The organism is Streptomyces sp. NPDC004111, assembly GCF_042874215.1.
In the GTDB taxonomy this organism is placed as follows: Bacteria; Actinomycetota; Actinomycetes; order Streptomycetales; family Streptomycetaceae; genus Streptomyces.
The window spans coordinates 73,113-97,471 of sequence record NZ_JBIAMU010000022.1 but is presented as its reverse complement, the minus strand read 5'-3'; the positions used below and the strand labels follow the sequence as shown (position 1 = coordinate 97,471).

30 protein-coding genes are annotated in these 24,359 nt (G+C 68.6%); 25 read left to right on the top strand and 5 right to left on the bottom strand.

Features of this window, described 5'->3' with window-relative positions; genetic code table 11:
• Positions 1-3: 3 nt before the first annotated feature.
• A complete protein-coding gene (locus ACFYVL_RS35280) occupies positions 4-939 on the top strand; it encodes a LysR family transcriptional regulator (protein WP_389252318.1) in 936 nt (311 codons plus the stop codon).
• 279 nt (positions 940-1,218) lie between these two features.
• Positions 1,219-2,592, top strand: a complete 1,374-nt coding sequence (locus tag ACFYVL_RS35275; RefSeq protein WP_389252316.1) for an LPXTG cell wall anchor domain-containing protein — start codon at positions 1,219-1,221, stop codon at positions 2,590-2,592.
• Positions 2,593-2,689: 97 nt separating this feature from the next.
• Here the strand turns inward: ACFYVL_RS35275 and ACFYVL_RS35270 are convergent, their stop codons facing one another.
• Together ACFYVL_RS35270 and ACFYVL_RS35265 are read right to left on the bottom strand one after the other, a co-directional pair.
• Positions 2,690-3,406: a sensor domain-containing protein gene (locus tag ACFYVL_RS35270; RefSeq protein ID WP_389252314.1), complete on the bottom strand. Its 717-nt coding sequence runs from the start codon at positions 3,404-3,406 to the stop codon at positions 2,690-2,692.
• Between the two features lie 1,628 nt (positions 3,407-5,034).
• Positions 5,035-5,865, bottom strand: a complete 831-nt coding sequence (locus ACFYVL_RS35265) for a class I SAM-dependent methyltransferase (protein WP_389252312.1) — start codon at positions 5,863-5,865, stop codon at positions 5,035-5,037.
• A gap of 57 nt (positions 5,866-5,922) precedes the next feature.
• Between ACFYVL_RS35265 and ACFYVL_RS35260 the strand changes: the two genes are divergently transcribed.
• The 19 genes from ACFYVL_RS35260 to ACFYVL_RS35170 all read left to right on the top strand — a co-directional run bounded on the left by ACFYVL_RS35260 (position 5,923) and on the right by ACFYVL_RS35170 (position 19,390).
• The gene (locus ACFYVL_RS35260) at positions 5,923-6,639 is read left to right on the top strand and encodes a GntR family transcriptional regulator (protein WP_389252310.1); all 717 of its coding nucleotides are present in this window, start codon (positions 5,923-5,925) and stop codon (positions 6,637-6,639) included.
• 597 nt (positions 6,640-7,236) lie between these two features.
• Positions 7,237-7,680: a protein kilB gene (locus ACFYVL_RS35255; RefSeq protein ID WP_389252309.1), complete on the top strand. Its 444-nt coding sequence runs from the start codon at positions 7,237-7,239 to the stop codon at positions 7,678-7,680.
• 159 nt (positions 7,681-7,839) lie between these two features.
• Complete coding sequence (locus ACFYVL_RS35250) at positions 7,840-8,112, top strand: DUF6284 family protein (protein ID WP_389252308.1); 273 nt, start codon at positions 7,840-7,842, stop codon at positions 8,110-8,112.
• Positions 8,109-8,555, top strand: a complete 447-nt coding sequence (locus ACFYVL_RS35245) for a Pycsar system effector family protein (protein ID WP_389252307.1) — start codon at positions 8,109-8,111, stop codon at positions 8,553-8,555. The genes ACFYVL_RS35250 and ACFYVL_RS35245 overlap by 4 nt, the downstream gene beginning before the upstream one ends.
• Positions 8,552-9,106, top strand: coding sequence for a hypothetical protein (locus tag ACFYVL_RS35240; RefSeq protein ID WP_389252306.1), 555 nt, complete (start codon positions 8,552-8,554; stop codon positions 9,104-9,106). The genes ACFYVL_RS35245 and ACFYVL_RS35240 overlap by 4 nt, the downstream gene beginning before the upstream one ends.
• An 8-nt stretch (positions 9,107-9,114) precedes the next feature.
• Positions 9,115-10,110, top strand: a complete 996-nt coding sequence (locus tag ACFYVL_RS35235) for a DUF2637 domain-containing protein (protein ID WP_389252304.1) — start codon at positions 9,115-9,117, stop codon at positions 10,108-10,110.
• A complete protein-coding gene (locus ACFYVL_RS35230) occupies positions 10,110-10,499 on the top strand; it encodes an RRQRL motif-containing zinc-binding protein (RefSeq protein WP_389252302.1) in 390 nt (129 codons plus the stop codon). The genes ACFYVL_RS35235 and ACFYVL_RS35230 overlap by 1 nt, the downstream gene beginning before the upstream one ends.
• Before the next feature lie 24 nt (positions 10,500-10,523).
• Complete coding sequence (locus ACFYVL_RS35225; RefSeq protein ID WP_389252300.1) at positions 10,524-10,898, top strand: DUF6251 family protein; 375 nt, start codon at positions 10,524-10,526, stop codon at positions 10,896-10,898.
• Positions 10,899-10,979: 81 nt separating this feature from the next.
• Positions 10,980-11,171, top strand: coding sequence for a hypothetical protein (locus ACFYVL_RS35220; RefSeq protein ID WP_389252298.1), 192 nt, complete (start codon positions 10,980-10,982; stop codon positions 11,169-11,171).
• Positions 11,168-11,350: a DUF6257 family protein gene (locus tag ACFYVL_RS35215; protein WP_389252296.1), complete on the top strand. Its 183-nt coding sequence runs from the start codon at positions 11,168-11,170 to the stop codon at positions 11,348-11,350. The genes ACFYVL_RS35220 and ACFYVL_RS35215 overlap by 4 nt, the downstream gene beginning before the upstream one ends.
• A gap of 89 nt (positions 11,351-11,439) precedes the next feature.
• On the top strand, positions 11,440-13,512 hold the full coding sequence (locus ACFYVL_RS35210; protein WP_389252294.1) for a cell division protein FtsK: 2,073 nt from the start codon (positions 11,440-11,442) through the stop codon (positions 13,510-13,512).
• A gap of 151 nt (positions 13,513-13,663) precedes the next feature.
• The gene (locus ACFYVL_RS35205; RefSeq protein WP_389252292.1) at positions 13,664-13,921 is read left to right on the top strand and encodes a hypothetical protein; all 258 of its coding nucleotides are present in this window, start codon (positions 13,664-13,666) and stop codon (positions 13,919-13,921) included.
• A gap of 19 nt (positions 13,922-13,940) precedes the next feature.
• Entirely contained in the window at positions 13,941-14,129 is a 189-nt protein-coding gene (locus ACFYVL_RS35200; RefSeq protein WP_389252290.1) for a hypothetical protein, read from the top strand.
• 8 nt (positions 14,130-14,137) lie between these two features.
• Positions 14,138-14,275: a hypothetical protein gene (locus tag ACFYVL_RS35195; RefSeq protein ID WP_389252288.1), complete on the top strand. Its 138-nt coding sequence runs from the start codon at positions 14,138-14,140 to the stop codon at positions 14,273-14,275.
• A gap of 88 nt (positions 14,276-14,363) precedes the next feature.
• A complete protein-coding gene (locus ACFYVL_RS35190; RefSeq protein ID WP_389252286.1) occupies positions 14,364-15,080 on the top strand; it encodes a DNA methylase in 717 nt (238 codons plus the stop codon).
• Positions 15,077-15,907 (top strand): bifunctional DNA primase/polymerase, encoded by an 831-nt coding sequence (locus tag ACFYVL_RS35185; protein WP_389252285.1) that lies wholly within the window; start codon positions 15,077-15,079, stop codon positions 15,905-15,907. The genes ACFYVL_RS35190 and ACFYVL_RS35185 overlap by 4 nt, the downstream gene beginning before the upstream one ends.
• A 3-nt stretch (positions 15,908-15,910) precedes the next feature.
• The gene (locus ACFYVL_RS35180; protein WP_389252283.1) at positions 15,911-17,386 is read left to right on the top strand and encodes an ATP-binding protein; all 1,476 of its coding nucleotides are present in this window, start codon (positions 15,911-15,913) and stop codon (positions 17,384-17,386) included.
• Between the two features lie 490 nt (positions 17,387-17,876).
• Complete coding sequence (locus tag ACFYVL_RS35175; protein WP_389252281.1) at positions 17,877-18,122, top strand: helix-turn-helix domain-containing protein; 246 nt, start codon at positions 17,877-17,879, stop codon at positions 18,120-18,122.
• Positions 18,123-18,130: 8 nt separating this feature from the next.
• A complete protein-coding gene (locus tag ACFYVL_RS35170) occupies positions 18,131-19,390 on the top strand; it encodes a tyrosine-type recombinase/integrase (RefSeq protein WP_389252280.1) in 1,260 nt (419 codons plus the stop codon).
• Between the two features lie 264 nt (positions 19,391-19,654).
• On the opposite strand, the gene ACFYVL_RS35165 is transcribed toward ACFYVL_RS35170, so the two are convergent.
• The 3 genes from ACFYVL_RS35165 to ACFYVL_RS35155 all read right to left on the bottom strand — a co-directional run bounded on the left by ACFYVL_RS35165 (position 19,655) and on the right by ACFYVL_RS35155 (position 21,747).
• Positions 19,655-20,014 (bottom strand): hypothetical protein, encoded by a 360-nt coding sequence (locus ACFYVL_RS35165; RefSeq protein WP_389252278.1) that lies wholly within the window; start codon positions 20,012-20,014, stop codon positions 19,655-19,657.
• A gap of 363 nt (positions 20,015-20,377) precedes the next feature.
• Positions 20,378-20,881, bottom strand: a complete 504-nt coding sequence (locus ACFYVL_RS35160) for a nucleoside deaminase (RefSeq protein WP_389252276.1) — start codon at positions 20,879-20,881, stop codon at positions 20,378-20,380.
• 29 nt (positions 20,882-20,910) lie between these two features.
• Positions 20,911-21,747: a GntR family transcriptional regulator gene (locus ACFYVL_RS35155; RefSeq protein WP_389252274.1), complete on the bottom strand. Its 837-nt coding sequence runs from the start codon at positions 21,745-21,747 to the stop codon at positions 20,911-20,913.
• Positions 21,748-21,926: 179 nt separating this feature from the next.
• Here ACFYVL_RS35155 and ACFYVL_RS35150 point away from each other — a divergent pair, with 179 nt between their 5' ends.
• Genes ACFYVL_RS35150 through ACFYVL_RS35135 form a run of 4 tightly spaced genes read left to right on the top strand, consistent with a single transcriptional unit; the run spans position 21,927 to position 24,353 of the window.
• Positions 21,927-22,499, top strand: a complete 573-nt coding sequence (locus ACFYVL_RS35150; RefSeq protein ID WP_389252272.1) for a hypothetical protein — start codon at positions 21,927-21,929, stop codon at positions 22,497-22,499.
• Complete coding sequence (locus ACFYVL_RS35145) at positions 22,496-22,705, top strand: hypothetical protein (RefSeq protein WP_389252271.1); 210 nt, start codon at positions 22,496-22,498, stop codon at positions 22,703-22,705. Before ACFYVL_RS35150 ends, ACFYVL_RS35145 begins: the two co-directional genes overlap by 4 nt.
• 26 nt (positions 22,706-22,731) lie before the next feature.
• Positions 22,732-24,132, top strand: a complete 1,401-nt coding sequence (gene repSA / locus ACFYVL_RS35140) for a replication initiator protein RepSA (protein ID WP_389252492.1) — start codon at positions 22,732-22,734, stop codon at positions 24,130-24,132.
• Positions 24,129-24,353, top strand: a complete 225-nt coding sequence (locus ACFYVL_RS35135; protein ID WP_389252269.1) for an excisionase family DNA-binding protein — start codon at positions 24,129-24,131, stop codon at positions 24,351-24,353. Before repSA ends, ACFYVL_RS35135 begins: the two co-directional genes overlap by 4 nt.
• The last annotated feature ends 6 nt before the right edge of the window (positions 24,354-24,359 follow it).

The following is a 24,359-nucleotide window of genomic DNA, read 5'->3' as shown; positions in this document are numbered from 1 at the left end:
ACGATGGAACGCGACGAACTCGAAAGTTTCCTGCTGCTCGCCGAGGAACTCCACTTCGGCCGCACCGCCGACCGCATGCGGCTCTCCCGCGCCCGGGTCAGCCAGCTGATCCAGCGCCTGGAGCGCCGGGTCGGGGCCCCGCTGTTCGTCCGGACCAGCCGCCGGGTCGCCCTCACCGCGCTCGGCAGGCAGCTGCGCGCGGAACTGGAGCCGCACCACCGGGCCATCGACGCGGCGCTCGCCAGGGCGGTGGAGACCGCGCGCGGCATCGAATCGACCCTTTTCGTCGGCTTCTCCAGCCCGCTCGGTGCGGAGATCGTCCTGAAAGCGGCGGATGTGCTGCGGGAAAAGCATCCGGAAATGGCCGTGGAGATCTGCGAAGTTCCGCTTTCCGACCCGTACGGCTTGCTGCGCGACGGGCAATTCGACCTGCAATTGACCGAATTCCCGGCCCGTGAGACGGACCTGAGGACGAGCGAGGCACCGCTCCTGACCGAGGGGCGTGTCCTCACCGTCGCCGCCGGACATCCCCTGGCCGCCCGTTCCGCCCTTTCCCTGGAGGACCTGGCGGGAGTTCCGCTGATGCCCGCGCTCGGCGTGCTTCCGGAGTACTGGCAGGAATACCTGGCGCCGACGCGCACCCCCGGTGGCCGGGAGATCCCGCGCGGGCCCGCGGTGACCAACATGCAGGAGGCGCTGGTGATGGTGGCGGCCGGAAAGGGCGCGCTGCTGGCGCCCGCGCACGCGGAGTTCTACTACCGGCGGCCGGGCGTCGTCTGCGTACCGCTCGTGGACGCGGCGCCGGTCGGGCACGGTCTGGTGTGGCGGGCGGGCGACGAGACGCAGGCGCTGCGGGTCTTCGCGCGGACGGCGGCGGAGGTCGCGCGGGGGTGGCGTCAACAGCCGGTGAAGGCGGTCGCCGAGCCCGTCACCGTGTGAAAGCGATGTGCGTATCCCACGCCCGGTATATGAATTAGATCACAGAGAAAACACCGGACCCGTGGGCAACTGTCCTGAAATGACCGCATTTAATTACTCGGCGGTCAGGACGGTGCTGCCCAGGCCGCCCATTCTTCCTTTTCCCTGGCGTGCTCCGGTCATACGATCACGTGGCAGTCGCCCGCGTGAGGCAGGGCTCCGCGGCGGCTCCCCTTCTGCCTTTTCTTTCGTTCGTTTTCTCGTTCCTCCCAGATAAGGGCTCGCGTGAAAATTCGCCGCATGCTCGCGACGGCCGTTGCCGCCGCCGTCACCACGCCCGTCGTTTTCCTTTCGGCCGGTACGGCGTTCGCCGCCGACCCGGCGCCGTCCGCCACGCAGTCGCAGGACCAGAAGGCCAAGCCGACCCCGGACGAGCTGAAGGCACTCGAGAAGGCCGCCGCCGACGCGAAGAAGGCGTACGACGACGCCGTCGCCGCCGAGAAGACCGCGTACGCCGCCCTTGAGGCCGCGCTCGCGGACGACTCCCCGCTCGCGCTGAAGTCCGCCGAGGCGAAGAAGGCGTTCGAGGCGGCCGACGCCGCGAAGAAGGCCGCGGACACGAAGCTCGCCGACGCCGAGGCCGCGCTCGCCGCGCTGCCCAAGGACGCGCCCGAGGCGGACAAGGCCGCCGCCGAGAAGGCCGTCGAGGACGCGAAGAAGGCCGCCGACGCCGCGGCCACCACCCGGACCGAGGCGGCGGAGGCCCACAAGGCCGCCGTCACCGCGAACGACGACGCCCGCGTCGACGCGGCCCGCGTCTACGGTTCCGCGAAGGCCGCCACCGCCAACGCCAAGGCGACCAAGGACGCCGCGGACAAGGCGCTGAAGACCGCGCAGGACGAGGCCAACAAGCCCGATCCCACCAAGCCGCCGGTCGACCCGACGAAGCCCCCGGTCGACCCGACCAAGCCGCCCGTCGACCCGACCGAGCCGCCGGTCGACGAGGACTGCAAGCTCGACGAAGCCCTCTCGACCACCCTGAACGGCCTGCCGTCCAAGGTCGTCGCGGGCACCACGGTCAACTTCACGATCCGGGTGACCAACGGCACCGGCAAGGAGATAGACGAGGTCAAGCCGTTCGCCGCCGTCTACGCCAACGCCAACGCCGACTTCAAGGACATCGGCAAGCTGCTCCGCCTCCAGTCCGCCCCGGCCGGCTCCAACGCCTTCAAGGACGTCAAGGAGGCCGAGTACGCGGGCACCATCACCCACCTGAAGGCCGGCGCCTCCGCCGACCTGAAGATGCGGCTGACCGTCGACGCGAAGGCCCCGGCCGCCGAGGGCATCGCCTTCGTCGCCGGTGACTACTGGAACGACAACGGCTCCTGCGGCGGCAACGACCTCAAGGAGTACGGCTTCGAGATCCTCGCCGCGGGCAGCAAGCCCGGCAAGGTCGAGGACTCCAAGCCCTCCAAGGTGAAGGACGCCACCCAGGTGCCGGTCCCGCAGGGCGGCGCGGGCACCACCCCGGTCACCACGGACGCCTCCGGCAACCTCGCCGCGACCGGCTCCTCCGGCACCCCGCAGCTCGCCCTCGCGGCGGGCGCGGCGGTCGTCCTCGGCGCTGGCGCGGTCCTCGTCGTCCGCCGCCGCAGGGCGGACCAGCAGGGCTGACGCCGCGGAAGCGGTGACACGGCAGGGCCCGCGGCGGATACGTTCCGCCGCGGGCCCTGCGCGCGTCTCGTCCTCTTCTACGTCTCCCGTACGTCCCTCACCGCCCCAGCAGCCCGCGCACTGCGGCACGGTCCACGTTGGTCAGGGCGCGGACCAGCTTCGGGGTGAGGAAGACGATCACCAGGCCGACCAGCGACACCGCGGCGAGCTGGGCGGGAGTGGTGATCTCGTAGACGTGGCGGATGCCGCCCGAGGTGTAGTCGTACACCCGGTAGCCGGCCCAGCCGTCCACGTACCGGGCGAAGACCCAGTTGTAGGCGGGCAGCAGCGCGACGGTCCAGCCCACGGTCAGGAACGTCAGCGAGAGCACGAAGCTCAGCACCCGCCACGGGAACATCAGCACGTGGAACAGCAGCGCCTTCCACCCGGCCACGTCCTTCAGCCGGCGAGTCATCGCCGCCCAGAACCCGCTCCGGCCGTCCTCGGGCAGCGCCCCGGGGCCCTCCACGTACAGCCCGAGCCCGTACCGGGCCCGCCCCCGCTCGACGGCCCCGAGCCCCCGGGCCGCCACCAGCATCGCGGCCAGCACCGGCAGCCCGAGCACGGTCACCGCGAGCCCGGTCCCCAGCGAGAACATCGTCACCGCGAACACGAACCCGGCGATCGCCACCGGCAGCGAGGTGAGGGCGTACCCGATCTCCCGGTACGTCGCCGGGTCGAAGGGCCCCCGCAGGAACCCGACGACGGGCGCCCGGCCCGAGTCCTCGTACGAGGGGGAGTGGGAAGCGGCGGAGCGAACGGTGGCGGTGGTCATGGCGGGCCTCGAATCATCGCGGTGGGGACGTCTCGCAACGTTCCGTCTGACGAGAAAGACGATCCCGGAAACGCCCGCACACCACGATGGTGCGACCCGGCCGATCCCCAGGGGGGCTAGCCCCCCTGTGCCCGCGGTCCGTACGACGACGCAGGGCCCGACCGCCGAGCGGTCGGACCCGCCCGACCCGGTGACCAAGATTCTGCACACGGCTGCGGCGGTCCTGCTTCTGTTCGGGGTCCCCGACGGAAACTGAGCCGGGGAAAGACGAAGGCCCGGACCGTTTGCACGGTCCGGGCCTTCTGCCTGCGGAGGATACGAGATTCGAACTCGTGAGGGGTTGCCCCCAACACGCTTTCCAACTCTGCGCGAGGTTGTTCGTACCCGTTCAAGGCCGTCCCGTTTGGGCATGACGGTAGCTGAGGCTTCCCTCCGGACGGCCCTGAACGGGTACGGACGAGACTGCAGATGAGACTGTGAATCTCCAAGGTCATCCCGGCCGCGCATCAGACTGCCGGGCGTCAGAAGTGCTTGGTGCTTGGGGCGGCAACTCGTCTGACATGAGGGTAGTTTGGGCGTGTGGATGCCTCGAAGAGTCCGCTCGCTCATCACTGGCCGTTGCACTGCGCCGTTTGCGGAGAGCAGTACCCACGTAATCGCATCGGAAGGCCCCGACAGTACTGCTCCGAAAAGTGTCGGCGCAGTACTTACCGTGGTGGGGGGCGAGGCTTCTTCCTGTGTTCGCTCTGTGGCCTCCGGGTCAAGGAAGCTCCCACTGGCAGACTCCGAGAATATTGTTCCGATGCTTGCCGCAAGAAGTCGTACGCGGAAGGCCGTAAGCGCGCGAAGGAATTGCTACACACGATTCGGCGTGCCGGAGAGGCAGCGCGGTTTCTCCAAGCGCTTGTTGAGCACGGAGCCGTCATGAGCGATGAAGAGGTCCGTGTGGTCGAGAAGGTGGCTGACGACTTCGCGGCGCTCCTGGAAACCAGAGCAGTCACGAGGTCGCAGGGCCCTTGAACTGCACGTAGTTTCCGCACCTGACGGAACGAGGGCGGTTAGTCACGGGTTTGTCGGTGCGGTGACAGACGATCTGTTGGTCGTCGTCGGGTCCAACTCCTTTAAGGGAGAGTTGGGCCCGTTTGTAGTTCCGAGCCTTCTTCTCCTTAAGGAGATCTCGCCCTGACCTGGGGTGAGATGCGAGTAGGGGCCTGCCCGCTGGATCTGGCGGTCACGACGAGCAGACCCCCCGAGCCAGAAGGCCCAGGAATGACCGTACACATCACTCAAAGCGTTGCCATGGTTCTGATCATCGGCAGTGTTGCCGGAATCCTCGTCTTTCGAAACTCCGCACGTGGGCACGACGGAACGGCAACCCGGGGTGACCTTGGTACAGCGGTAATGGCGGGAGCGGCAGTAGCGGCAGTGTTCGCTGTACTACTGGGAGTTGAAGCCGATCAGAGTAGTGGCGGTTCGATTCCTGCTCCGGCAACATCGGCAACGTCGGTTATGCGCGGCTCCCCAAACTGAGCCGCAGGTGTGCCCTCGGCGCGTGCGCGCGCCGGACGCCCCCTGCTGCCCCCAGCTAAAGTGGCCCGCGCCCGAGGTGGATTGGCCGTGACTGTCCGCTAGCGTGCGCCACCGTTGATGTCAACCGGGGCCCGTCCAACGGCCAAGAGATGCGAGCTGGCAGCCAGCAATTCCGGGTACGGCTCAGCCATACGAGCCGCCTCCATGGCCGATGCGATCAGCTCATCTGTGGGCCCGTCGCCGGGCTGCTGCTCGGCTGCTTTGACGAGGGACCAGGCCGGGCCCTCGATCCCGTAAACCTGCACTTCGGTGAGCCCAGAGGCAACCAGCTCTGAGACCAGTTCCTCAGCCCTGTGGAAGTAAGACAGGGTGAACCCTCGGACGCCGTCATAGACGGATGTCTCAAGGATCTTTGAGACAGAGTCCCGGATCCGCTCCGTGTGCAGGTGGGCGTACGTCACGTGCTCGAACAGCGAGGCGTACCGGTTGATGGCTGCCGCTGCGATAAGTCCGCCCGGCTTCACCACGCGGCTCGCCTCTGCCAGCGCAGTACGCCGATCGTCTGGGTCCGGCAGGTGGTAGAGCGGTCCAAGGAGCTGCACTACGTCGTAACTGTCGTCCGGCTCGCTCAGGTCACGGGCATCGCCTACGACCGCATGGCACACGGCTGAAGCGTGATCGACGTGGCGGGGCACCGGGTCCACGACTGTTACTTCGTAGCCATCCTTCACCAGCCACTCGGCATGAATCCCAGTCCCTCCGCCAACGTCGAGCACACGGGCCGGAGCGGGGGGCAAAAATCGTCGGAGAAGCTCTTGAGTCCTGACCAGCTCCATCCGCCCGTCTGCCGAGCTGCGCAGACGGCTGTCCTCGTTCACTGTCTCGCCATAGAACCGCATCACGGAGGGAGCCAATTCGAGATTCGACATGCCCGCAGTATCGTGTGTACCGGTGGACCAGTCCAGCGTGCAAGGTAGGGGAAGCCAATGGCTGTTCTGAAGTACGAGGAGATCGCCGAGTCACTTCGGACCCGCATCGCCGCAGGTGAGTACGCCCCTGGCGAGGTAATCCCGTCCGGTCGAGACCTGGCCGAGCAGTGGGGTGTGTCACGGGCCACCGCGATCAAAGCCGTGGATGTGCTCCGCGGCGATGGTGTCGTCGTGGCCAAGCAGGGGACCGGCTTCGTGGTCACGGAAACGCCCGTGGCGCGGCCCGCTGGCGCCCGGCGGGCCGGATCGGCACGCATCTTGGGCGGGATGCCGTTCCTGAGGATCGGAACGCCCGACTGGGCCGAACCGCCCACGCGCGTCGCCACCGCCCTGGGCCTCGCGCCCGGCGCCATGGCTCTGCGCCGTGTGCGAGTTCTCCAACTTCCCGATGGGAGCGCCAATAGCTGCGTGGAAGCGTGGTTCCCCCCGGAGGTCGGAGAGGCTGCACCTCGCCTTTCCGACACGGCACCCATCGCAGAGGGAACAACCCGCTACGTCCGTCGACAGACCGGGCGCTTCCCCGTGGAAGGCGTGGACGTTACAACCGTCCGTCTGGCCAACGAAGTTGAGGCCGAGCGACTGGGGATCGAGCAAGGTAGCGCGGTCGCGGTCCTGCTGCACACGGCACACGATCAGGAGGGGCACCCACTGGTCTGCGAAGAGGGCGTCACGCCGGCCGCACTTTTCGAGCAAGTGGACACCTACGCCATGTAGGCAAGACCGCATCGACAAGCTGGACCGGTCCGCCGGTCCAGCTTTTTTGATGCTTCGTTAGGGCCGCTGAACTGGGCAAATGATTCTCCTCGCTCACCAACTTCATTTTCAACGCTTGACTGGACCGGTCCACCGGTCCAGTCTGTAGAGGCAACGCTGCACCGCCTCACGGCGAAGCGGTTCTGGTTCGGGATGGCCTGCCTTAACTAGGGGCCCCGCGCTGGGGGTTGCTTGAGAACTGAACAGTGAGCTGAAGAGCAGGGCTCGAACCCCTGCCCCGTAACGGTCCGGGTGATGACCGTGTTGGCGGCCCCTTTGATGTGTGCCAGCTCTGGAGAACAGCCGTTGGGCTCCCCGCCGTCACGGGGGCGAACCCGCTGGTCTGCCACCTGGTGCACGCCGCCCTGCTGGCGTCAGAGCAGTGACGATGACGCACCGATCTCCCCGTCTCGGGTCCGGCCCGCCGTGGCAACGGCGCGCTAGCGAAGTACGGGGCCTGTTGCCTCCCTCACCCGTCCGGCCGTCCTTGACCGGGTGTGCCGTACGGGTGGGGTTGCAGGGAGCCGGAGTATCCACATCTTGCAGAAGGAGCACCCCATGACCGCGAGCATCATCGCCGTGATCGGCACCCTGCTTGGCGCCATCGTCGCTGGCGGACTTCAGCAGGCCACCGCCCGCCGCGCCCGACGTGAGGCGCTGCGGGACAAGGGTCTTGCCGCCGTGGCCGATCTGGCCGCTGCACTGGCCGACCACCGCCGGACGATGTGGCACCGCGAGTCACTGCGTCTGGCCGGGGCCGACGCGGCGGCGATAGCCGACGCCCGCGATGCCAGTTACGCCACCCGGTCGGCCGTGACCGCCCCGCAGACCCTCGTGTCGATCCTGCTTCCGGCGCTCGCGCCGGCCGCCGCCGAGGCCGCGAAGGCTGCCTACGCGTTGCGGGACGCCACCAGCGCCACTCAGCTCTCAGACGCCCGTACGGAGGCTCTGCGCGCCGCAGATGCCCTCACCGAGGCTGCGGCCCGCCACCTCACCGCCTAGCAGTCACCGCCCCGATGGTCGCAGGACTGGTTCGACTCCGGTCCGGGGCACTGCCCGCCGTGCTCTGCGGCAGGGCCAATCGCCACAAACCGTGCGGCCCCGGATGGCTAGATCCGGGGCCGCTTCGGGCCGCCCACCGTCTAAGGAGAGATACGACCCATGGACCACATCGTCACACTTCAGGACGCTGTTACCGCGTTCGCCGACTTCATGGAGCCCACCGACGCGGAGCTGGACGCGATCGAGGTGGAGATGCCCGTCATCCTGGCGGACGTCGACCTGCTGGACGCCCAGATCGTCACCCTGGACCGCGCCCCGAGTGAGCTGGACGACCGGCGTATCCGCCGGGCCCGCCGCCGCGCCCTCGCTGCCCGCGTCGCCCTGCTCAACCGCACCAACGCTGCGGCGAGCCTGTCCGGGGGTGCCGCATGAGTGCCACCGACACCGGTCTTCGCACGCAGCACGCTGAGGTGAAGGCGGAGATCACGCGGACGGACACCAAGACGGCGCTGCTGTTGGCGTTCGTCGGTGCGGTCATCGCCGGTGCGTGGACGGCGGGCCGGGACCTGCCGCTGAACTGGCCCGCCACCATCGCGGGTGTGGCCGGTCTGCTGGTGCTGGTCGTGGCGGCCGGGATGCTGCTGGGGTCGGTGCGCCCCAGCTTGAAGGGGGGCCACGGGTTCCCGCTGTGGGCCACCCTCACCGCCGAGGAAATCAGTGCACTGGACGCCGACGACCTTGCGGCGGACATCGCCGGACTGTCCCGGCTGGCCGTCGCCAAGTTCACCCGTCTACAGCGCGCGGTCGACCTGACCCGTGCCGGTGGGGCCCTGCTGATCCTGGCCGCTCTGATCGCTGCGGGCGGTGCGCTGTGATCCGTCTCGTTTCCCAGTCCCGTATCGAGCGCCTGACCGCCGATGCGGAGGACGCCCGCGCTGAGGCGATGGAGGTGCGGGAGCAGGCGGATACCGCTTTCTCCGAGCACATCCGGTCCCTGTACGCGGCCACCGCCCGAGCCGAGTCCGCAGAGCAGGAGATCAGTGTGCTGCGGGCCGACATGCGCATGCTCCAGGTGGCCTTGGAGGCTGCGGCGGCCGACCTGGATGATGCCCGGGACGACTTGGCCGACGCCCGTACGGAGCTGGCCGCCCGCGCCCGGCAGATTGAAGCTCTTCAGGCGCCGCCGGACACGGTGCCGGTGCTGCTGCTCCACTACGGCCAGCCGCACAGCCTCCACCGCGACGACGCGGCCGCCCGCGCGTTCGCGGCCACCCACGGGGCGCCGCTGAACACGTGGGTGCCCGAGGACAAGCTTCCCTCTGCCGCCTCCCGGTGGGTGACGGTTCCGTTCATCTTCGACGTCGGGCAGGACTACTTCGTGAGCGTGGTGGCGCCGCCGGTGAGCGCGTTGGAGGCGGCGGGATGAAGACCGCAATGAACAGTGTTCAGATCCGTTCAGCGGAGACGGCACTGTCAGTGGGTTCCTGGCTGATCGTGGCCGGGGCCATGCTCTATTCGATCCTCACCGTCACCCCGCTGATGGCCGCCCACACGGCCCCCGCGTGGCGGTGGACGGCCCCGATCCTGCCACTGGTCGTGGACGCGGCCGTGGTCATCGTGGTCCGCCTGGATTCCGTGCTGGCCCGGCTGGGCGGGCACGGGGGCCGCTGGCCGGTGGTGCTGCGGTGGATGACCGGCGCCATGACCCTGGCCCTCAACACGGGCGATGCGGCCCTGCAAGGGGACCTGGTGGGCATGGCCATCCACGCGGTGGCGCCGCTCCTGCTCATCGTCACCGCGGAGGCCGGACTCGCCTACCGGCGGGCCATCACCGCGGCCGTGCACGCCCTGGAGAAGGACGCGCAGGAGGAGCGGGAGCGCCGCGAACGGGTCGCCCGGGAGCGGGCGGAGGCGGTGCGGGCGCAGGCCCGCGAGGAGCGCGAGCACGCCGCGCAGCTCGCCCGTGAACAGCGGGAGCACGAGGCCCGTCTGGCGCGGGAGGCCGGTGAACGCGAGGACCGCCAGCGGGCCGAGGAACAGGCCCGGATCGCGGCGGCGGAGCAAGCAGAGCGGGCGGAGCGTGAACGCCGTGAACGCGCCCGTGAACAGTCCGAGCGTGAGCGTGAACAGCGTGAGCGCCAGGCCGCGGAGCGCGCCGAGAAACAGCGCCGCGACGCCGCGGAGCGCGCCGCTCGTGAACACCGTGAACGTGAGGAGCGGGCGGAGCGTGAACGCGCCGAACTCCTTGCCCGCGGTCCTGCCACTGAGAAGCTGGCTGAGGACGAGGCGCGCTCGCTGGTGGGTCAGGCGTTCGCGCTCGGTCTGCCGGTGCGGGCCGCAGCGGAATTGTCCGGCTGGTCGGTGGGCTGGGTCAGTAACCGCTACGCCGAACAGCGCCCGCCCCGCCTTGACGACCTGGTGAGTGCCTGATGGGCACCCTCTACGGCCGGTGCCTGGCGAAAGCTCCGGCACCGGCCGGACACGGTGAGATACCCCGGGTGCTGTGGCGGTGCGCCCCGACCGGCTACGCCACGCTGCGGCAGTTGGACGCGATGGGGTTGCGGCCCGGCGGGCAGGGCGTGCAGATCGAACTCTTCCGCCCCCGCTACCGGCGCGGCCCGCTGATCGCCTACCTGTACCGGGTCGATCTGGCCAAGCCGAAACGGCCGATGACCCCCGCGAAACGGGCCGCGCTCGCCAAGGCGAATGCCGCCCGCCGCACCTGCCCCGCCTGCCGCCGGGATGCCGGATACGTCATCCCCGCCTCGCTCGGCATGTGCGTGCCCTGCGCCTACCCCGAAGAGCAGCGCGCTGCCTGAGCTGCGCGGACGTCAAGGAGAGTCATGGAATCCCTGCCCGAGCTGCCCCATGTGGTGCAGCTTCCCGACGGCACCCACACCTACAGCAACCAACTCCCCGCCACCTACCAGCCGGCGGCCCCGCAGGTCGTGCACGTCCACCAGGCGCCCCCGGACCGCACCGTGGCCCGCCTTGCACTGGGTTCCGGTGTCGGCGCCGGCGCGGTGGCCGCGGGCGTGTACTTCGGGCCGCTGCTGGTCGGCGCGCTCACCGCAATTGCCGCCAACCTCGCCCTGCTGGCGTTCCTGGCCGTGGCGATGGCCTGGGGTGTGGTCACCGTCGTGAAGACGGTCGGCGGCACCCACGGCAAGGCCGCCGCCAAGACCGTGGCCCGTACCCGCCGGGGCCGCCGCCGCTGACGGCTGCCCGTCCGCCCCGGACCCCGCGGTTCGGGGCGGGCGGGGAGCCGGACAGTCCGGCCCCGGAACGGGAGACCTGCTGTGACCAGCCAGGAGTACCGGGAGCGCGCCGAACAGCTCCTCACCGGCCGCCACCCGCACGACGTGCCCGAGCGCTACATCCGTCAGGCGCGGGTGTGGGCGCAGCTCGCGACCGCCGCCGCGATCGAGGAGACCACCCGGCCCGCCACCGCCGTGCCGGGCACCGCGACCGGATCGGAGATTGCCGCGTGAAGAACACCGGTGACCCGCGTCTGACGGCGGGTGAGAAGGCCCGGATTGCCTTGCTGACGGCGCGGATGTGCAAGCGGGAGTTCGCCGGTGAGGCCGTCGACCGGCGCGACCTGGAACGCAAGATGGACCGCATTTTGGACGGCGCCCGCCAGCGCGAGGAGCGCGAACAGTCCAAGTAGCAGTGCCCCGGGGCGGCCTCACCCGGCCAAGGATTCCGGCCGCCCCGGGCCCCTGCCCACCCAACGAAGAGAAGCAGGAGAACCCCATCATGACCGACGCCCCGCGCCTGCACGCCGTCCCCGACCCCGATCCGGCCACCGCGGAGGAGACGACCGCCCCGGCCGCGGTCGACAACCCGAAGCTGCCCAAGCCCGGTGTGCGCAACGACAAGCGGCGCCCGGTGCTGGCCGGATGGTTGACCAACCGCCGCGACTTCCTGGCCAACGCGAAGCATGCCGGGGCCAACGTCGCGTACGCCTCGCTGTTCCACACCGTGCGCCTGCCCGTCTACGCCGCCCGCCTGACCACCATGGCGCCGCGCGGGGCGTGCCGGTTCGTGGCGTCGACGAACCGGTGGGTGTGGGACCGCGAGGCGGCCCCGCTGCGCGACTTCGCGGTGCGGCAGGAGGATGTGGAGGAGTACATGCGCCTGGCCCGGCTGCGCTCCGGGCGGGTGCGGCTGCGCGGCCTGGTCACCCTGGTGGCCGCCGTGTTCGGGCTCGGGTTCGCCCTGTGGCTGTATGTCATGGCCCCCGGGCTGCTGTACGCGTTCGCGGCCGGCGGGGTGCTGCTGCTGGGCACGGCCGGCCAGCAGCCGGACGCCCCCGTGGTCGGCCCGGCCGTGATGAAGACGGAGCTGCAGAAGCTCACCGGGTCGATCGTGCTGCGGGCGCTGGACGCGATCGGCAACCAGAAGGTGAGCGCCGCCATCAAGAAGGGCGGCGACATGAACGGCATGCGCTTCACCTCGGAGATCGTGCGCGACGGCCCCGGCTACCGCGCCGATCTGGATCTCCCGTACGGCGTCACTCCGGACGATGTGATGCAGCAGCGCGAGGCACTGGCTTCGGGGCTGCGCCGCAAGGTCGGCTGCGTGTGGCCCGCACCGGACCCCACCGAGCACGAGGGACGGCTTGTCCTGTGGGTCGGCGACAAGCCGATGAACGAGACCACCAAACCGGCCTGGCCACTGCTGCGGTCCGGGACGGTGGACCTGTTCCGCCCGGTCGTCTTCGGCAACGACCAGCGGATGCGGGACATCGACGTCACCCTCATGTTCGCGTCCATCATCATCGCGTCGGTCCCCCGCATGGGAAAGACGTTCCTCATGCGGCTGCTCCTGCTGATCGCCGCCCTGGACCCGCGGGCCGAACTGCACGCGTTCGACTTCAAGGGCACCGGCGACTTCGGCGCCCTGGAACCGGTCTGCCACCGCTACCGGGCCGGAGACGACGACGAAGACATCGAGTACGTCCTCAACTCGCTGCGGGAGCTGCGCGAGGAGCTGCGTCGGCGGACCAAGCTGGTGCGCAGTCTGCCGCGCTCCCGGTGCCCGGAGTCGAAGGTCACTCCGGAGCTGGCCAGTGACAAGGCCCTGCGGCTGCACCCGATCGTGGTGTCGTTCGACGAGTGCCAGGTGCCGTTCGAGCACAAGGAGCACGGGGCGGAGATCGAGGAGATCTGCACCGACCTGGCCAAGCGGGGCCCGGCTCTGGGGTTCGTCGCCATGTTCGGCACCCAGCGCCCGGACGCGAAGTCGCTGCCGCCGGGCATCTCCTCCAACGCGATCCTGCGGTTCTGCCTGAAGGTCATGAGCCACACCGTCAACGACATGGTCCTCAGCACCGGCGCCTACAAGGCCGGCTACCGGGCCACCATGTTCTCCCGCTCCGACCGCGGCATCTGCTGGATGGCCGGTGAAGGGGACGACCCGCGCATCGTCGCCTCCGCGTTCGTGGACGCCGTCGGCGCGGAGAAGGTCGTCGCACGGGCCAGGGTGCTGCGCGAGGAGTACGGCAACGTCACCGGCCACGCCATCGGCCTGGACCCCGCAGCCGCCCGCACCAGCGACATTCTCACCGACGCTCTCGCCGTCATCCCGCCCGGCGAAGACGCCGTGTGGTGCGAGCGCATCGCCACCCGCCTCGCCGCCCACAACCCGGACGTCTATGCCGGGTGGAAGGGCGAGAACGTGACTGCCACCCTCAAGCCCTGGGGCATCAAGGCGGGACAGGTCTGGGGCCAGACCGACGCCGGGGAGGGCAAGAACAGGCGCGGCATCAAGCGGGCCGACCTCACCGCCGCCATCACCCGCCGTGACGCCGATCGGGCCGCCGCCTGAGGTCAGCAGCGGGTGCTAGACCTAGCACCCGCACCTGCTAGGTCTAGCACCCCCGCTAGCAGCCCGCACCCCCTGTGATCAGGGAACTAGAGCCTAGCGGCCCACCTGCGCAAACCCCCGAAACCCGCCTTGTGAAGGGAGTTGAGCCGTCGTGCTCCTCGCTAGCCTCGCCGTCCTGCTCTGCCTCGCCGGTTACGCAGCGTTGTGCGCTGTGCAGCCGTTCGCCTCCTGCCGCGCGTGCGACGGCATCGGTGTCCGGCACGTCGGCAACCGCCGCAAGGCCAAGGTCTGCCGCCGCTGCCGCGGCTCCCGCTACCGGCTCCGCGCAGGGCGGCGTCTGACCAACAGTGCCCGCCGCGTCCACACGGCCGGCACCCGCCGCCCGCCCCTCAACCGCCCCGCTCCCTGAACAGAGAAGGACTCCCGTCATGGCTGTGACCGTCTCGCTGGTCGTGCTCTTCGCGCTGGTTCTGTTCTTCCTCCTGCGCGGCAAGTCCCTCGGCTACGGGGCCGCGTTCATCGCCGCCGGCTTCGGCTTCCTCCTGGCCTCCACCGGTGCCTCCGAGCCCATCAACAAGGTCATCGAATCCGTCCTGAACGCCATCCCCAACCTGTGAGGAACCCCGTGAACAACGACCTCTTCGACGACTTCGACGACGACACCGAGTACGACCCGGACGACCCCGACACCTGGGAGACGCCGCACTGCCCCGGCTGCGGGGCCAACGGGTCCAGCGAACGCCCCGACTGCATCTGCGAGTAGCAACACCAAGGGCGGCCCCCTTCTCGCCACAAGTCCGGGGCCGCCCTTGTCCAACCACTTCTACCGAGAGAAGCAGGTGACACCCAGCATGACGCAACCCACCGACAATGGGCGACCCCGCCTGTTGGATCTGTTCTGCTGCGCCGGCGGCGCCGCCATGGGCTACCACCGGGCCGGTTTCGACGTCACCGGCGTCGACATCGTCGCCCGCCCCGCCTACCCCTTCACCTTCCACCAGGGCGACGCCCTGGAATTCCTCGCGGACCTGATCGCCACCGGAGAGATCCGCCAGTACGCGGCCGTGCACACCTCCCCGCCGTGCCAGCACGGATGCGCACTCACCGTCGGCACCAACCGGGCCATGGGCTGGGGCCGCACCCACGTCCAACTCATCCCCACCCTGCGGGAGTTGCTGGATGCCACGGGGCTTCCGTACGTGATCGAACAACCGAACGGGCGGGCCCCGGTCCGCAAGGACCTGAACCTGTGCGGGGAGATGTTCGGTCTCGGAGTCCTGCGCCACCGCACCTTCGAACTGGGCGGCTGGACCACCGCACAGCCCGTCCACCGTCCCCACCGGGGCAGGGTGCGCGGTTGGCGGCACGGCCAGTACTTCGACGGCCCCTACGTCGCCGCCTACGGCTCCGGCGGGGGCAAGGCCACCGTCCCCGAGATGCAGCACGCCATGGGCATCACCTGGACCGACGTCCGCGAGGAACTCACCGAAGCCATCCCCCCGGCCTACACCCAGCACATCGGCACCGCCGCACTCGCCCACCTCGCCACCGGGGCGGTGGCGGCATGAACACTCTGCTGACCACCGCCCTGGATCTGGCCCGCACCGGGCTGCCCGTGCTCCCCCTGCGCGCGGGCAAAGTCCCCTTCGGGAACTGCCCCACCTGCACCCGCAACGCTTGCGGCGGGCGCCCCCACATGAAGACCCCCGGCCCCTGCACCTGCCCGGCGCCGTGCCACGCGTGGGCCGCCGCCACCACCGACCCCGACGTCATCACCTCCCCGCCATGGGCCCGCGCCTGGGAGCGAGCGGAGGCGGTGGCCTACCACCCCGGCGGCGCCGGCCTCACCGTCGTTGACCTCGACAACCCGGCCGCCGTCGCATGGGCTCGCGAGATCCTGCCCGCCACCCAGACCGTGCCCACCAGCCGCGGCGAGCACTGGATCTACCAGGGCACCATGCGGTCGGTGAACGCCGTACGTTCCGGGGTCGACCTCAAGTCGTCCATGTCCTACGCCCGGTGGCGCGACCACGGCACCGGCACCACCGTCCCGCTGCCGGACGTTGTGCGCGCACTGGCTGACAAGCCGGCCGCGGCCCGGCCGGTACCCGCCAACATGGTGCCCGCACCGGCGGGTGGTGGGTGCCGCCACCGCACCCCCGCCTACCTAGAGCGGGGCATCACGATGGCGGAGCAACGCATCACCACGGCGCACGACGCGGTGCACACCACCGTCTACCGCACCTTCCTTGCCGTGCTGTCCACGCACGGGCGGTGCGGGTGCCTCACGGACGGCCACGTGGCCCGGCTGTTCACCGCGGCGCAGGCCAAGGGGGAATCGCTCCGGCACTGTGCGGACGCGTGGGCCAACGCCCGCACCGCGTTGGGGGTGTGAGTCATGTCCGAGGACGACAAGACTCCCGCGCGGGAGGTCATCACCGACTATGCGCAGGCGCATTTCCGGTACTTCCGCACCACCGAGGGCACCGTGTACGCGCAGCGCAACGGGCACCCCGTGGCCCGTCCGATCCGCTCCCAGGGCACGACCGGGAGTCACCGGCAGGAGTTGATGGTCGACCTGTTCAACGCCGGTCTGGGCGTGTTCAACGGGACGGCCATGAAGGAGGCGTTGGACTTGATCGAAGCACTCGCCCTCAGTCAGGACGTGCAGCCCACCCATATCCGCGTCGCCCCCGGCTTCGACGGGGCCACCTGGCTGGACCTGGGCAGGGACGACGGGCAGTCGGTGCGGATCCACCCCACCGGGTGGGACATCCGCACCCCCGACCCGCGTGAGGTGTCCTGGCGGCGCACCCAGCTCACCGGGGAACTGCCCCTGCCCGCCAAGGACACCGACGGTAAGGGCATCGACCTGCTGATGCGGCTGTGCAACTTCGCCGGGCCCGACACGGAATGCCTGGCCCTGGCCTGGCTGATCGGTTGCCTGGAGCCGTCCGTCCCCGTCCCCGCCCCCTTCCTCACCGGCCCGCAAGGGGCGGGGAAGTCCACCGGCGGACGGATGCTCGTGCGCATCATCGAGGGCATGACCGGCGACCTGCGCCGCGCCCCGAAGGACGAAGAGAACCTGATCACGGCGGTGGCCGCCGGGTGGATCACCGCCCTGGACAACCTGTCCCACCTCCCGCCGGACCTCTCGGACCTGATGTGCTGCGTCGTCACCGGCGCCGAGAGCATCAAGCGGGCCCTGTTCAGCGACGGCGACGTCTACCGCTCCCGCTACCGCCGCCCGCTCCTGCTCACCGGCATCGACGTCGGCATCATCCGCCCCGACCTCGCCGAACGCCTCCTGCCCCTACGCCTGGAGCGGCCCCAGGTGCGGCGCACCGAAGCCGAACTGTGGGCGGAGTACGCGGAAGCCCTGCCCATCGTGCTCGGATCGCTGCTGGACCTGACCGTGAAGGTGCGCAGCGCACAGGCGGACACCCCGACCGATCTGCGGATGGCGGACTTCGCCCACCTGTGCGCACAGCTCGATGCGGCGCAGAGCTGGGGAGTGCTCGCCGCCTACCGGGCAAGCCTGGACGAACTCAACGACGACGTCATCGAGGGCGACCTCCTCGCCCAGACCGTTCTCAAGCACGCAGCCGGCATGGAGGCGGGCACCGAGCAGCGGATGACGGCCGCGGAATGGCTGCACGCCCTCACCCAGCTCTACACCGGCGAGGACTACCACCCGCTGCCCAAAGGGTGGCCCACCACCGGAAAAGTCCTCTCCGACCGCCTCAAGCGCCTCCAACCCACCCTGGCCGCCCGCGGCGTCCTGGTCGACTGGGGCCGCACCATGACCGCCCGCTACATCGAAATGGCCCGCCCCGCCCCGCCACCGCCCCCACAGCAGCAGGCCGCATTCTGACCCACCGAGCGCGCACGCGGACCGTGAAAGAGCAAGAGGAGCACCCCGCCCCGGGTGCTCCTCTTGTTGTTCCGGCGGCACCGCCGCCGCTGCACAAGACGCGCCGCGCAGCGGCCCGCTCTTCGCCCTTCACGCGCGAAGACGCACCCCACCAAAGACAGAAACACGCCCCCTCTTTTCCTAAGTAGGAAAGACCTGCGTCATCCGCGTCATGCAAGCGAGGAAACCGCCCGTGAGCTGCGGAAAGAAGCATGACGCAGACACAGACGGCTGCGTCATCCTGCGTCATCTGCGTCATGGCCCATGACGCACCCACGTCATCCATGACGCACCCCCGACCGCCCTGCGTCATCAAAACCCGCAGGTCAGAGCCCTGAATGACGTGCATGTCGCAATGACGCAGAAATCCGAACCTCGGACGCACACGGCTCACGACGTCCGCAGAGTTCGCCTCTCCCTCGCCCCGAAGACTCCGCCAAGGAGGCTCAACGTGACGACCGCCCCCCAGCCGACCCCCGCCCCCATCGACAGCGGGCCAGACCCCACGCTCATTGCTCTCAAGGTCGAGGAAGCGGCCCGACGCCTCAGCATCGGCCGGACCACGATGTTCGCCCTCATCCGTGACGGGGCGATCCAGACCGTGCGCATTGGGCACCTCCGCCGCGTGCCAGTGCAGGCACTCAACGACTACCTCACCGCTCGAATGCAGCCGCACGGCCAGCACCTGGCCGCTTAAGGAGACTCATGGAGAAGCGCGCGAAGCGTCCCGACGGAGCGTCGTCCATCTACTTCGGCAAGGACGGCTATTGGCACGGCCGTGTGACGGTCGGCGTCCGCGATGACGGCACGCCTGACCGACGGCACGTCATGAGCAAGGTGAGTGAAGGGGAGGTCATCAAGAAGGTTCGCGCCTTGGAGAAGCAGCGGGATGCCGGCAAGGTCCGCAAGCCCGGCAAGCCTTGGACCGTTAAGGCATGGCTTCACCACTGGGTGGAAGAGATTGCCAAGCCGTCCGTACGGGAGAACACCTACGCCGGCTACGAGGTCGCCGTCCGGGTGCACCTGACGCCAGGTATCGGGGCGCACAGGCTGGACAAGCTTGAGCCGGAGCACCTGGAACGCTTCTACTCGAAGATGCTGGCCAACGGCAGCAAACCAGCCACGGCCCACCAGGCGCATCGCACGCTCCGGACGGCGCTTAACCACGCGATGCGGCGTGGCCACGTAACCCGGAACGTTGCTTCGCTTGCTGTGCCGCCCCGGATTGAAGACGAGGAAGTTGAGCCGTACGACATCGAGGAGGTCCAGCGGCTCCTCTCCGAAGCGGCCAAGCTCCGCAACAGTGCCCGCTGGTCCATCGCTCTCGCGCTCGGTCTGCGGCAAGGCGAAGCGCTCGGACTGCGCTGGTCTGACGTCGACCTACCGGCGGGCATTCTGCGGGTCCGTACGAACCGTCTCCGGCCCAAGTATCTGCACGGCTGTGGCGGGGACTGTGGGACCAAGCCCGGGTACTGCAAGCAGCGGGTGCGGAAGAACGAGGACACGGCGAACACAAAGTCACGCGCTGGCCGACGGGTGATTGGTGTGCCCGACGAACTGGCCCGGCTGCTGGAGTTGCACCGGCAGGAGCAAGCGAGAGAGCGAGCACGAGCCGCCCAAGAGTGGGTCGAGAGGGGTTTCGTCTTTACCTCACCCTTCGGGGCCCCTCTTGTACCCAGCACGGACTATGACGCGTGGAAGACGTTGCTTGCCGACGCCAAGGTCCGTGACGGGCGACTGCACGACGCGCGGCACACCGCCGCCACGGTGCTGCTGATCCTCGGGGTTCCGGAACGAGTGGTCATGCAGATCATGGGGTGGTCGTCCACCGCGATGGCGGCCCGGTATCAGCACGTGACTGGCGGCATCCTGCAAGACGTCGCGCAGAAGGTCGGCGGGCTCATTTGGGAGGTCGCGAAGAGCGACGGCGGGGCGGACGAGAAAGATCCTGAACAGCCTCGTTGAGACTGTGGATGAGACTGCCAAAGCAGAAGGCCCGGACCGTTTGCACGGTCCGGGCCTTCTAGCTGCGGAGGATACGAGATTCGAACTCGTGAGGGGTTGCCCCCAACACGCTTTCCAAGTCTGATCGTCGCCTTGATGCGTCGGTGCAGGGTCGTTCACCTGCGTTCATGCCTTGCCGCAGCGAGTCTCTCGAACCGGCCGCGTACTTCGGTGGACGCTGTTGGACCTTGGCGAATGAGACGGAAACTGAGACGGAGGAGGGCCCTACTTCCGGTTGCTGCTGGCCTTGTCGTAGTGAACTCGGCAGAACGTCACCAGGTCGTCGGCGTGGATGGCCCCGTACTCCTCGGGCTTCAAAGCCTCGACAGCATCGATGATCTGATGCGCGGAATGTGACCGGTACCCCCTCGCGCTGTCATGCTCGCTGACCTCGACGGCCCAGTACTTCACCAGGATCGGGGATTCCTGGAAGCTTCTATAGGTCTTCGTGTCGCGAAGGTCCTGGTCCAGAACCTTGACGTTCAGTCCTTCAGACAGCGCGTCGCGAGCGTAAGCAAGGGCGGCCTCTAGATCCAACGTATAGAACGTGAGCGGACGCCCGTTGGCTTCACGTGGGATAGTCATACCCGCACTCTACGGACGGCATGAGGCTGGTGGAGCGGCTTTGGGCTGGAGCTGCTTTGGGGCGAGTGATCATGGCCCCTTACGCTGGCCGCGATTCGGGCAGCACCTAGCCTGCCCGCAATAGCCCGAATCGGGGCCATGATCGTAGAGGCTCGCCCCAAAGTGGCTGCCTAAAGCCGTGGAGCCGGCCGCCCCAGCCAAGGCGTGGTTTCCCATCCCTGGCCGGTTGCTTCCGGCCCCAGGGCGCGGGCGGGTGCCGAAGGCACAGAGCCCGCAGCCAAGGGGCCAGGCCCGCGTGAGCGGGCCACTTGATGATGTAGAGAAACCTGTAACAGCCGCTGGGCTCCGGGCTTGCCGTTTCCGTCAGAGCTTCGGCTGCACCGGTTCGGGGAGTCGTGCCGCCCACGCTTCAAGCACCGCAGTGGCTTGCTCTTGCAGGGCTGGGCTCTGTGCCTGCTCAATCAGAGTGCGTTGCGTCGCGGGCATTGAAAGCTCCCTGTAGAACTGCAAGTCTTCGAATCCATTCACCGCCACATCTGTGCTTGTCCCGGCGTACACAAGCCTGGGAATTCGCGCCCAATAACAGGCCACCAAGCACATAGGGCACGGCTCACTGCTGGCGTACATCACTCCATCCTCGAACAGGTGCCGTCCGAGCTTCGCGCCCGCCTCGCGCAGGGCCATGACCTCGGCGTGAGCGGTTGGATCTCGCAGCTCTACGACGCTGCTCGTCCCCTTCCCGACGATCTCCCCTTGAATTACGACGATCGCACCAAAGGGGGTTCCTCCCTGTTCGAGAGAGTGCTGCGAGAGGCGAATAGCGTATTCAAGGAACTCTTCATCCGTACTGCTGAGCTGAGTACTCATACGTTGCTTCTCCCTGTTCCGCTCGATTTTCAGCGAGTCGTACGGGACGCCTTCCGCCATGCCTTCAGGGGCGTGACAAAGCGCAGTTCTGTCCGATCAGCGGGGTAGTCGGCATCCGAGATTTCGACCACTCGATCATCGGCGTCCAGTGAAATGCGGCGGCAGATCAGGAGCGGGATGCCGTCCGACAGGCCCCACGCTCGCGCTTCGACGGTGGTCGGCATGCGGCCGGTCACCTCGTCCACGACGGTCTTGATCTCGATACCCACAGTTGAGAGTTGATGATGTGTGCCCCCGGGCCAAGGTTCCCGGTTCTGGTCAAGCAACTCGGGGTTGCCCTCGACGAGAGCAAGCGGGATGTACGACGTGCTGTGAGAGAGCAAGTGACCGGTGCGGGTATCCGTCGACTCGTAGAGCCGTTGCAGCACCAGCGTGCCAGCGGTCACTTCAAGCGACTTGGCCAGTTCAGTACTGGCCTCGATGGTGGAGTACTCGGTCCGGAACGACTGCTCCTGTATGGACATGCCGAGGTTGGTTTCTGCCTCGCCGACGGTCGCCCGTTCCTTCTCGGGGCGGCGAGCGAGGTCCTTTTCCGCCTGGTGACGCTCTGAGGACCGGATCACTCGCGCTGGCGGGATGCGTACGCGAGGTGCCTTCCCACGACCAGAGGTGATCAGCCCTTGCGACTTCAGCAGCGCAACGGCTCCCCGAGCTGAGTTCATCGAGCATGACCACCTCTGGCGCAGCTCATCGAGCGTCGGAAGCGAGGCACCGGGTTCAAGGTCGCCCCGTTCGATCTGCATCCGGATGTCGTCTGCGATCTGCAACTGGATGGGACGGTCTACCGCCGTCGGCCGTGGGTCCATGCCTTCATGATGCGACTTCGCGGGTTTGTGGGCAAACCCCTTGCGTGTGCGGTCAAGTAGGCCTAGCTTTTGAATAGTTCGCGGGTTTGCCCACAAACTTGCGGCTTCCAAGAGCAGGGAGCGGCTCCCTACCGCCAAGCAGTCAGCCGCTCCCCTGACCCCGAAGGGGTGGTCCCATCATGACGGTTCTGTCTTTACCGGTGCAGGTCTCGGGTGCCTTTCAGCCGTCGCGATCTCCGTTGAGGTCTCCCGATGCGCTGCCAGCGCTGTCCGTACGCGATCTGTCGAACAGTGAGCGGGCTGTGGCGCTCTACGCCTCGGACATGCCCGACGCGTACCGCCACCGGTCTCGTGACGATGATCAGGAACTTGAGTCCTGGATCGTTGAGGGTGCCGTTCGTCTGGGCTTGGACGAGCTGCACCAGTCGGCTGCTTTTCTCAGCGGCTTCCAGTTGCTGGGCCGCTTCGCCACGAGCGAGCAGACGAAGGCCCACCGAGTTCGCTTCCCGAAGAAGGGCCGTCTGCGTCGGGTGGGGGAACTGGCGTCCCTCACGGTCCTCATCTTCAGGATGAGTGATGAGGCTTGTGAGCGGGGGAAGCGCCCGCAGGTCGAGGGGGCATGCCGGTGCGCGGGCACGGGGTGGACTGAGTTCCGCTACGAACTTGATGAGCCGACCTCGGTCGCCAAGGTGAACTGCCCGGGACACAACCCTGACGGGCACATCCCGAGTCCGGTGGGGGTGTTCGCGTGAGCCCCTTCGACGACGCCCTGCACGCGGCTGAGATCGCAGACGAAAAGCGCACCGAGCGGATCGCCTTGTACCTCGACGCGTACGACGTGCGGCCGTACAGCCGGTTCTTCATGGTGATTGACGATGCGCACTACGCGGAGGAAGAGGCCAAGCTGTTCGGGCTCTACCCGCCTCTCGGGCACGGTTATCCGAGGGAGGACGCGTGACGGTCTTCCCCGTCGCTCCTGGGGCCGTGGCTGATGCTGCGGCCTCCATGGGCACCGACCCCCTGACCCTGGCTGATCTGCTGCGGGTGGCTGGTTCCCCGGACTTCGACCGGTGGCGTGAGCAGGTCCGCCGTACGGGTGGCTGCTCGGACCCGATCCACCTGACGGGCTCGACCGTTACCCGGGACGCGGCTACCGGTGAGGTGCTGCACTCCTACGCGACGGACCAAGAGCCGGGCGGCCGGTTACGGATCGCGTGCGGCAACCGGCGGGCCTCCCGCTGCCCCTCGTGCGCCTGGACGTATGCCGGGGATGTCTACCACCTGATCAGGGCCGGGATCACTGGCGATTCCCGGATGGGTGTCACGAGTCGGGTCCGTCAGCACCCGGGAGTGTTCGCGACGCTGACGGCTCCGTCGTTCGGGCCCGTCCACAACCGGCCGGACACGGGGCGCTGCCGGTGCGGCACCGCCCACCAGGAGGACTCTCCGCTGTTGGGCACCGCGTTGGACCCGGCCACCTACGACTACGCGGGGGCGGTGCTGTTCAACAACTTCGCCGGGGCCCTGTGGCAGCGCTTCAGCATCTACCTGCGCCGGGAGATCGCCGCCCGTGCGGGCCTCACCCAACGGGAGCTGCCGGACTTCTGCCGGGTCTCCTTCGGGAAGGTCGCGGAGTTCCAGAAGCGCGGAGCGGTCCACTTCCATGCCGTGGTGCGCCTCGACGGCCCTGCCGGGCATGAGGACGCGCCGCCGTCCTGGGCGACGGTGGGCCTGCTCACCGATGCGATCCGCTCTGCGGCGTCCCGGGTCTCGGTGACGGTCCCGCCGGCCGCCGGGCACCCGGCCCGGTCCTTGCGCTGGGGGCGACAGGTTGACGTCCAGGCCATCGGCGGCATGAATCAGGTGGAACTCACCGACAGTGCGGTTGCCTCCTACGTCGCGAAGTACGCCACGAAGGCGGCCGAGACCTCCGGCACGGTGGATCGGCGGATTGGGGAACGTGCCGAACTTGCCAAGCTGCCGGGCCTGCCCGCCCATGCCCGCCGATTGATCGAAGCGTGCTGGGAACTGGACGACGCCTATCCGGATCGGCTGCTGGCCAAGTGGTCGCACATGCTCGGCTTCCGCGGCCACTTCATGACCAAGTCCCGCGTCTACTCCACCACCCTTACCGAGCGCCGGGCCGTGCGCGCCGACTACCGGGCCCGCCAGGAACGCCGCGAGCGCGGGCTCCCGGAAGTCCTGGACGACGACTCGGAGGGCTCCACGGTCGTCCTCGCGCACTGGCAGTACGCCGGGCACGGACACACCCCGGGTGAATCCTGGCTCGCTGCCAGCATCGCCCGCGATCTCAAGACCAACCGCGACACCGCACGCGAAGCACTCGCAGACCTAGACGACTCAGAAGAGGGGGACTGGCAGTGAACGAGACACCTGAGCTGGCCATCGTGGCAGTGGACCCGACGTTGGCCCTCCTCACCGTTGACGAGGCTGCGCGCCGCCTCAGTGTCGGGCGTACGACCTGCTTCAAGCTCGTGAGCACCGGAGAGCTTGAGTCGGTCACGGTGGGCCGCCTCCGCCGCGTACCTGCCAACGCCGTGCCCGATTACGTCGCCAAGCTGCGCGCCTCCGCGCTGGCCGCTTGAGGGGCT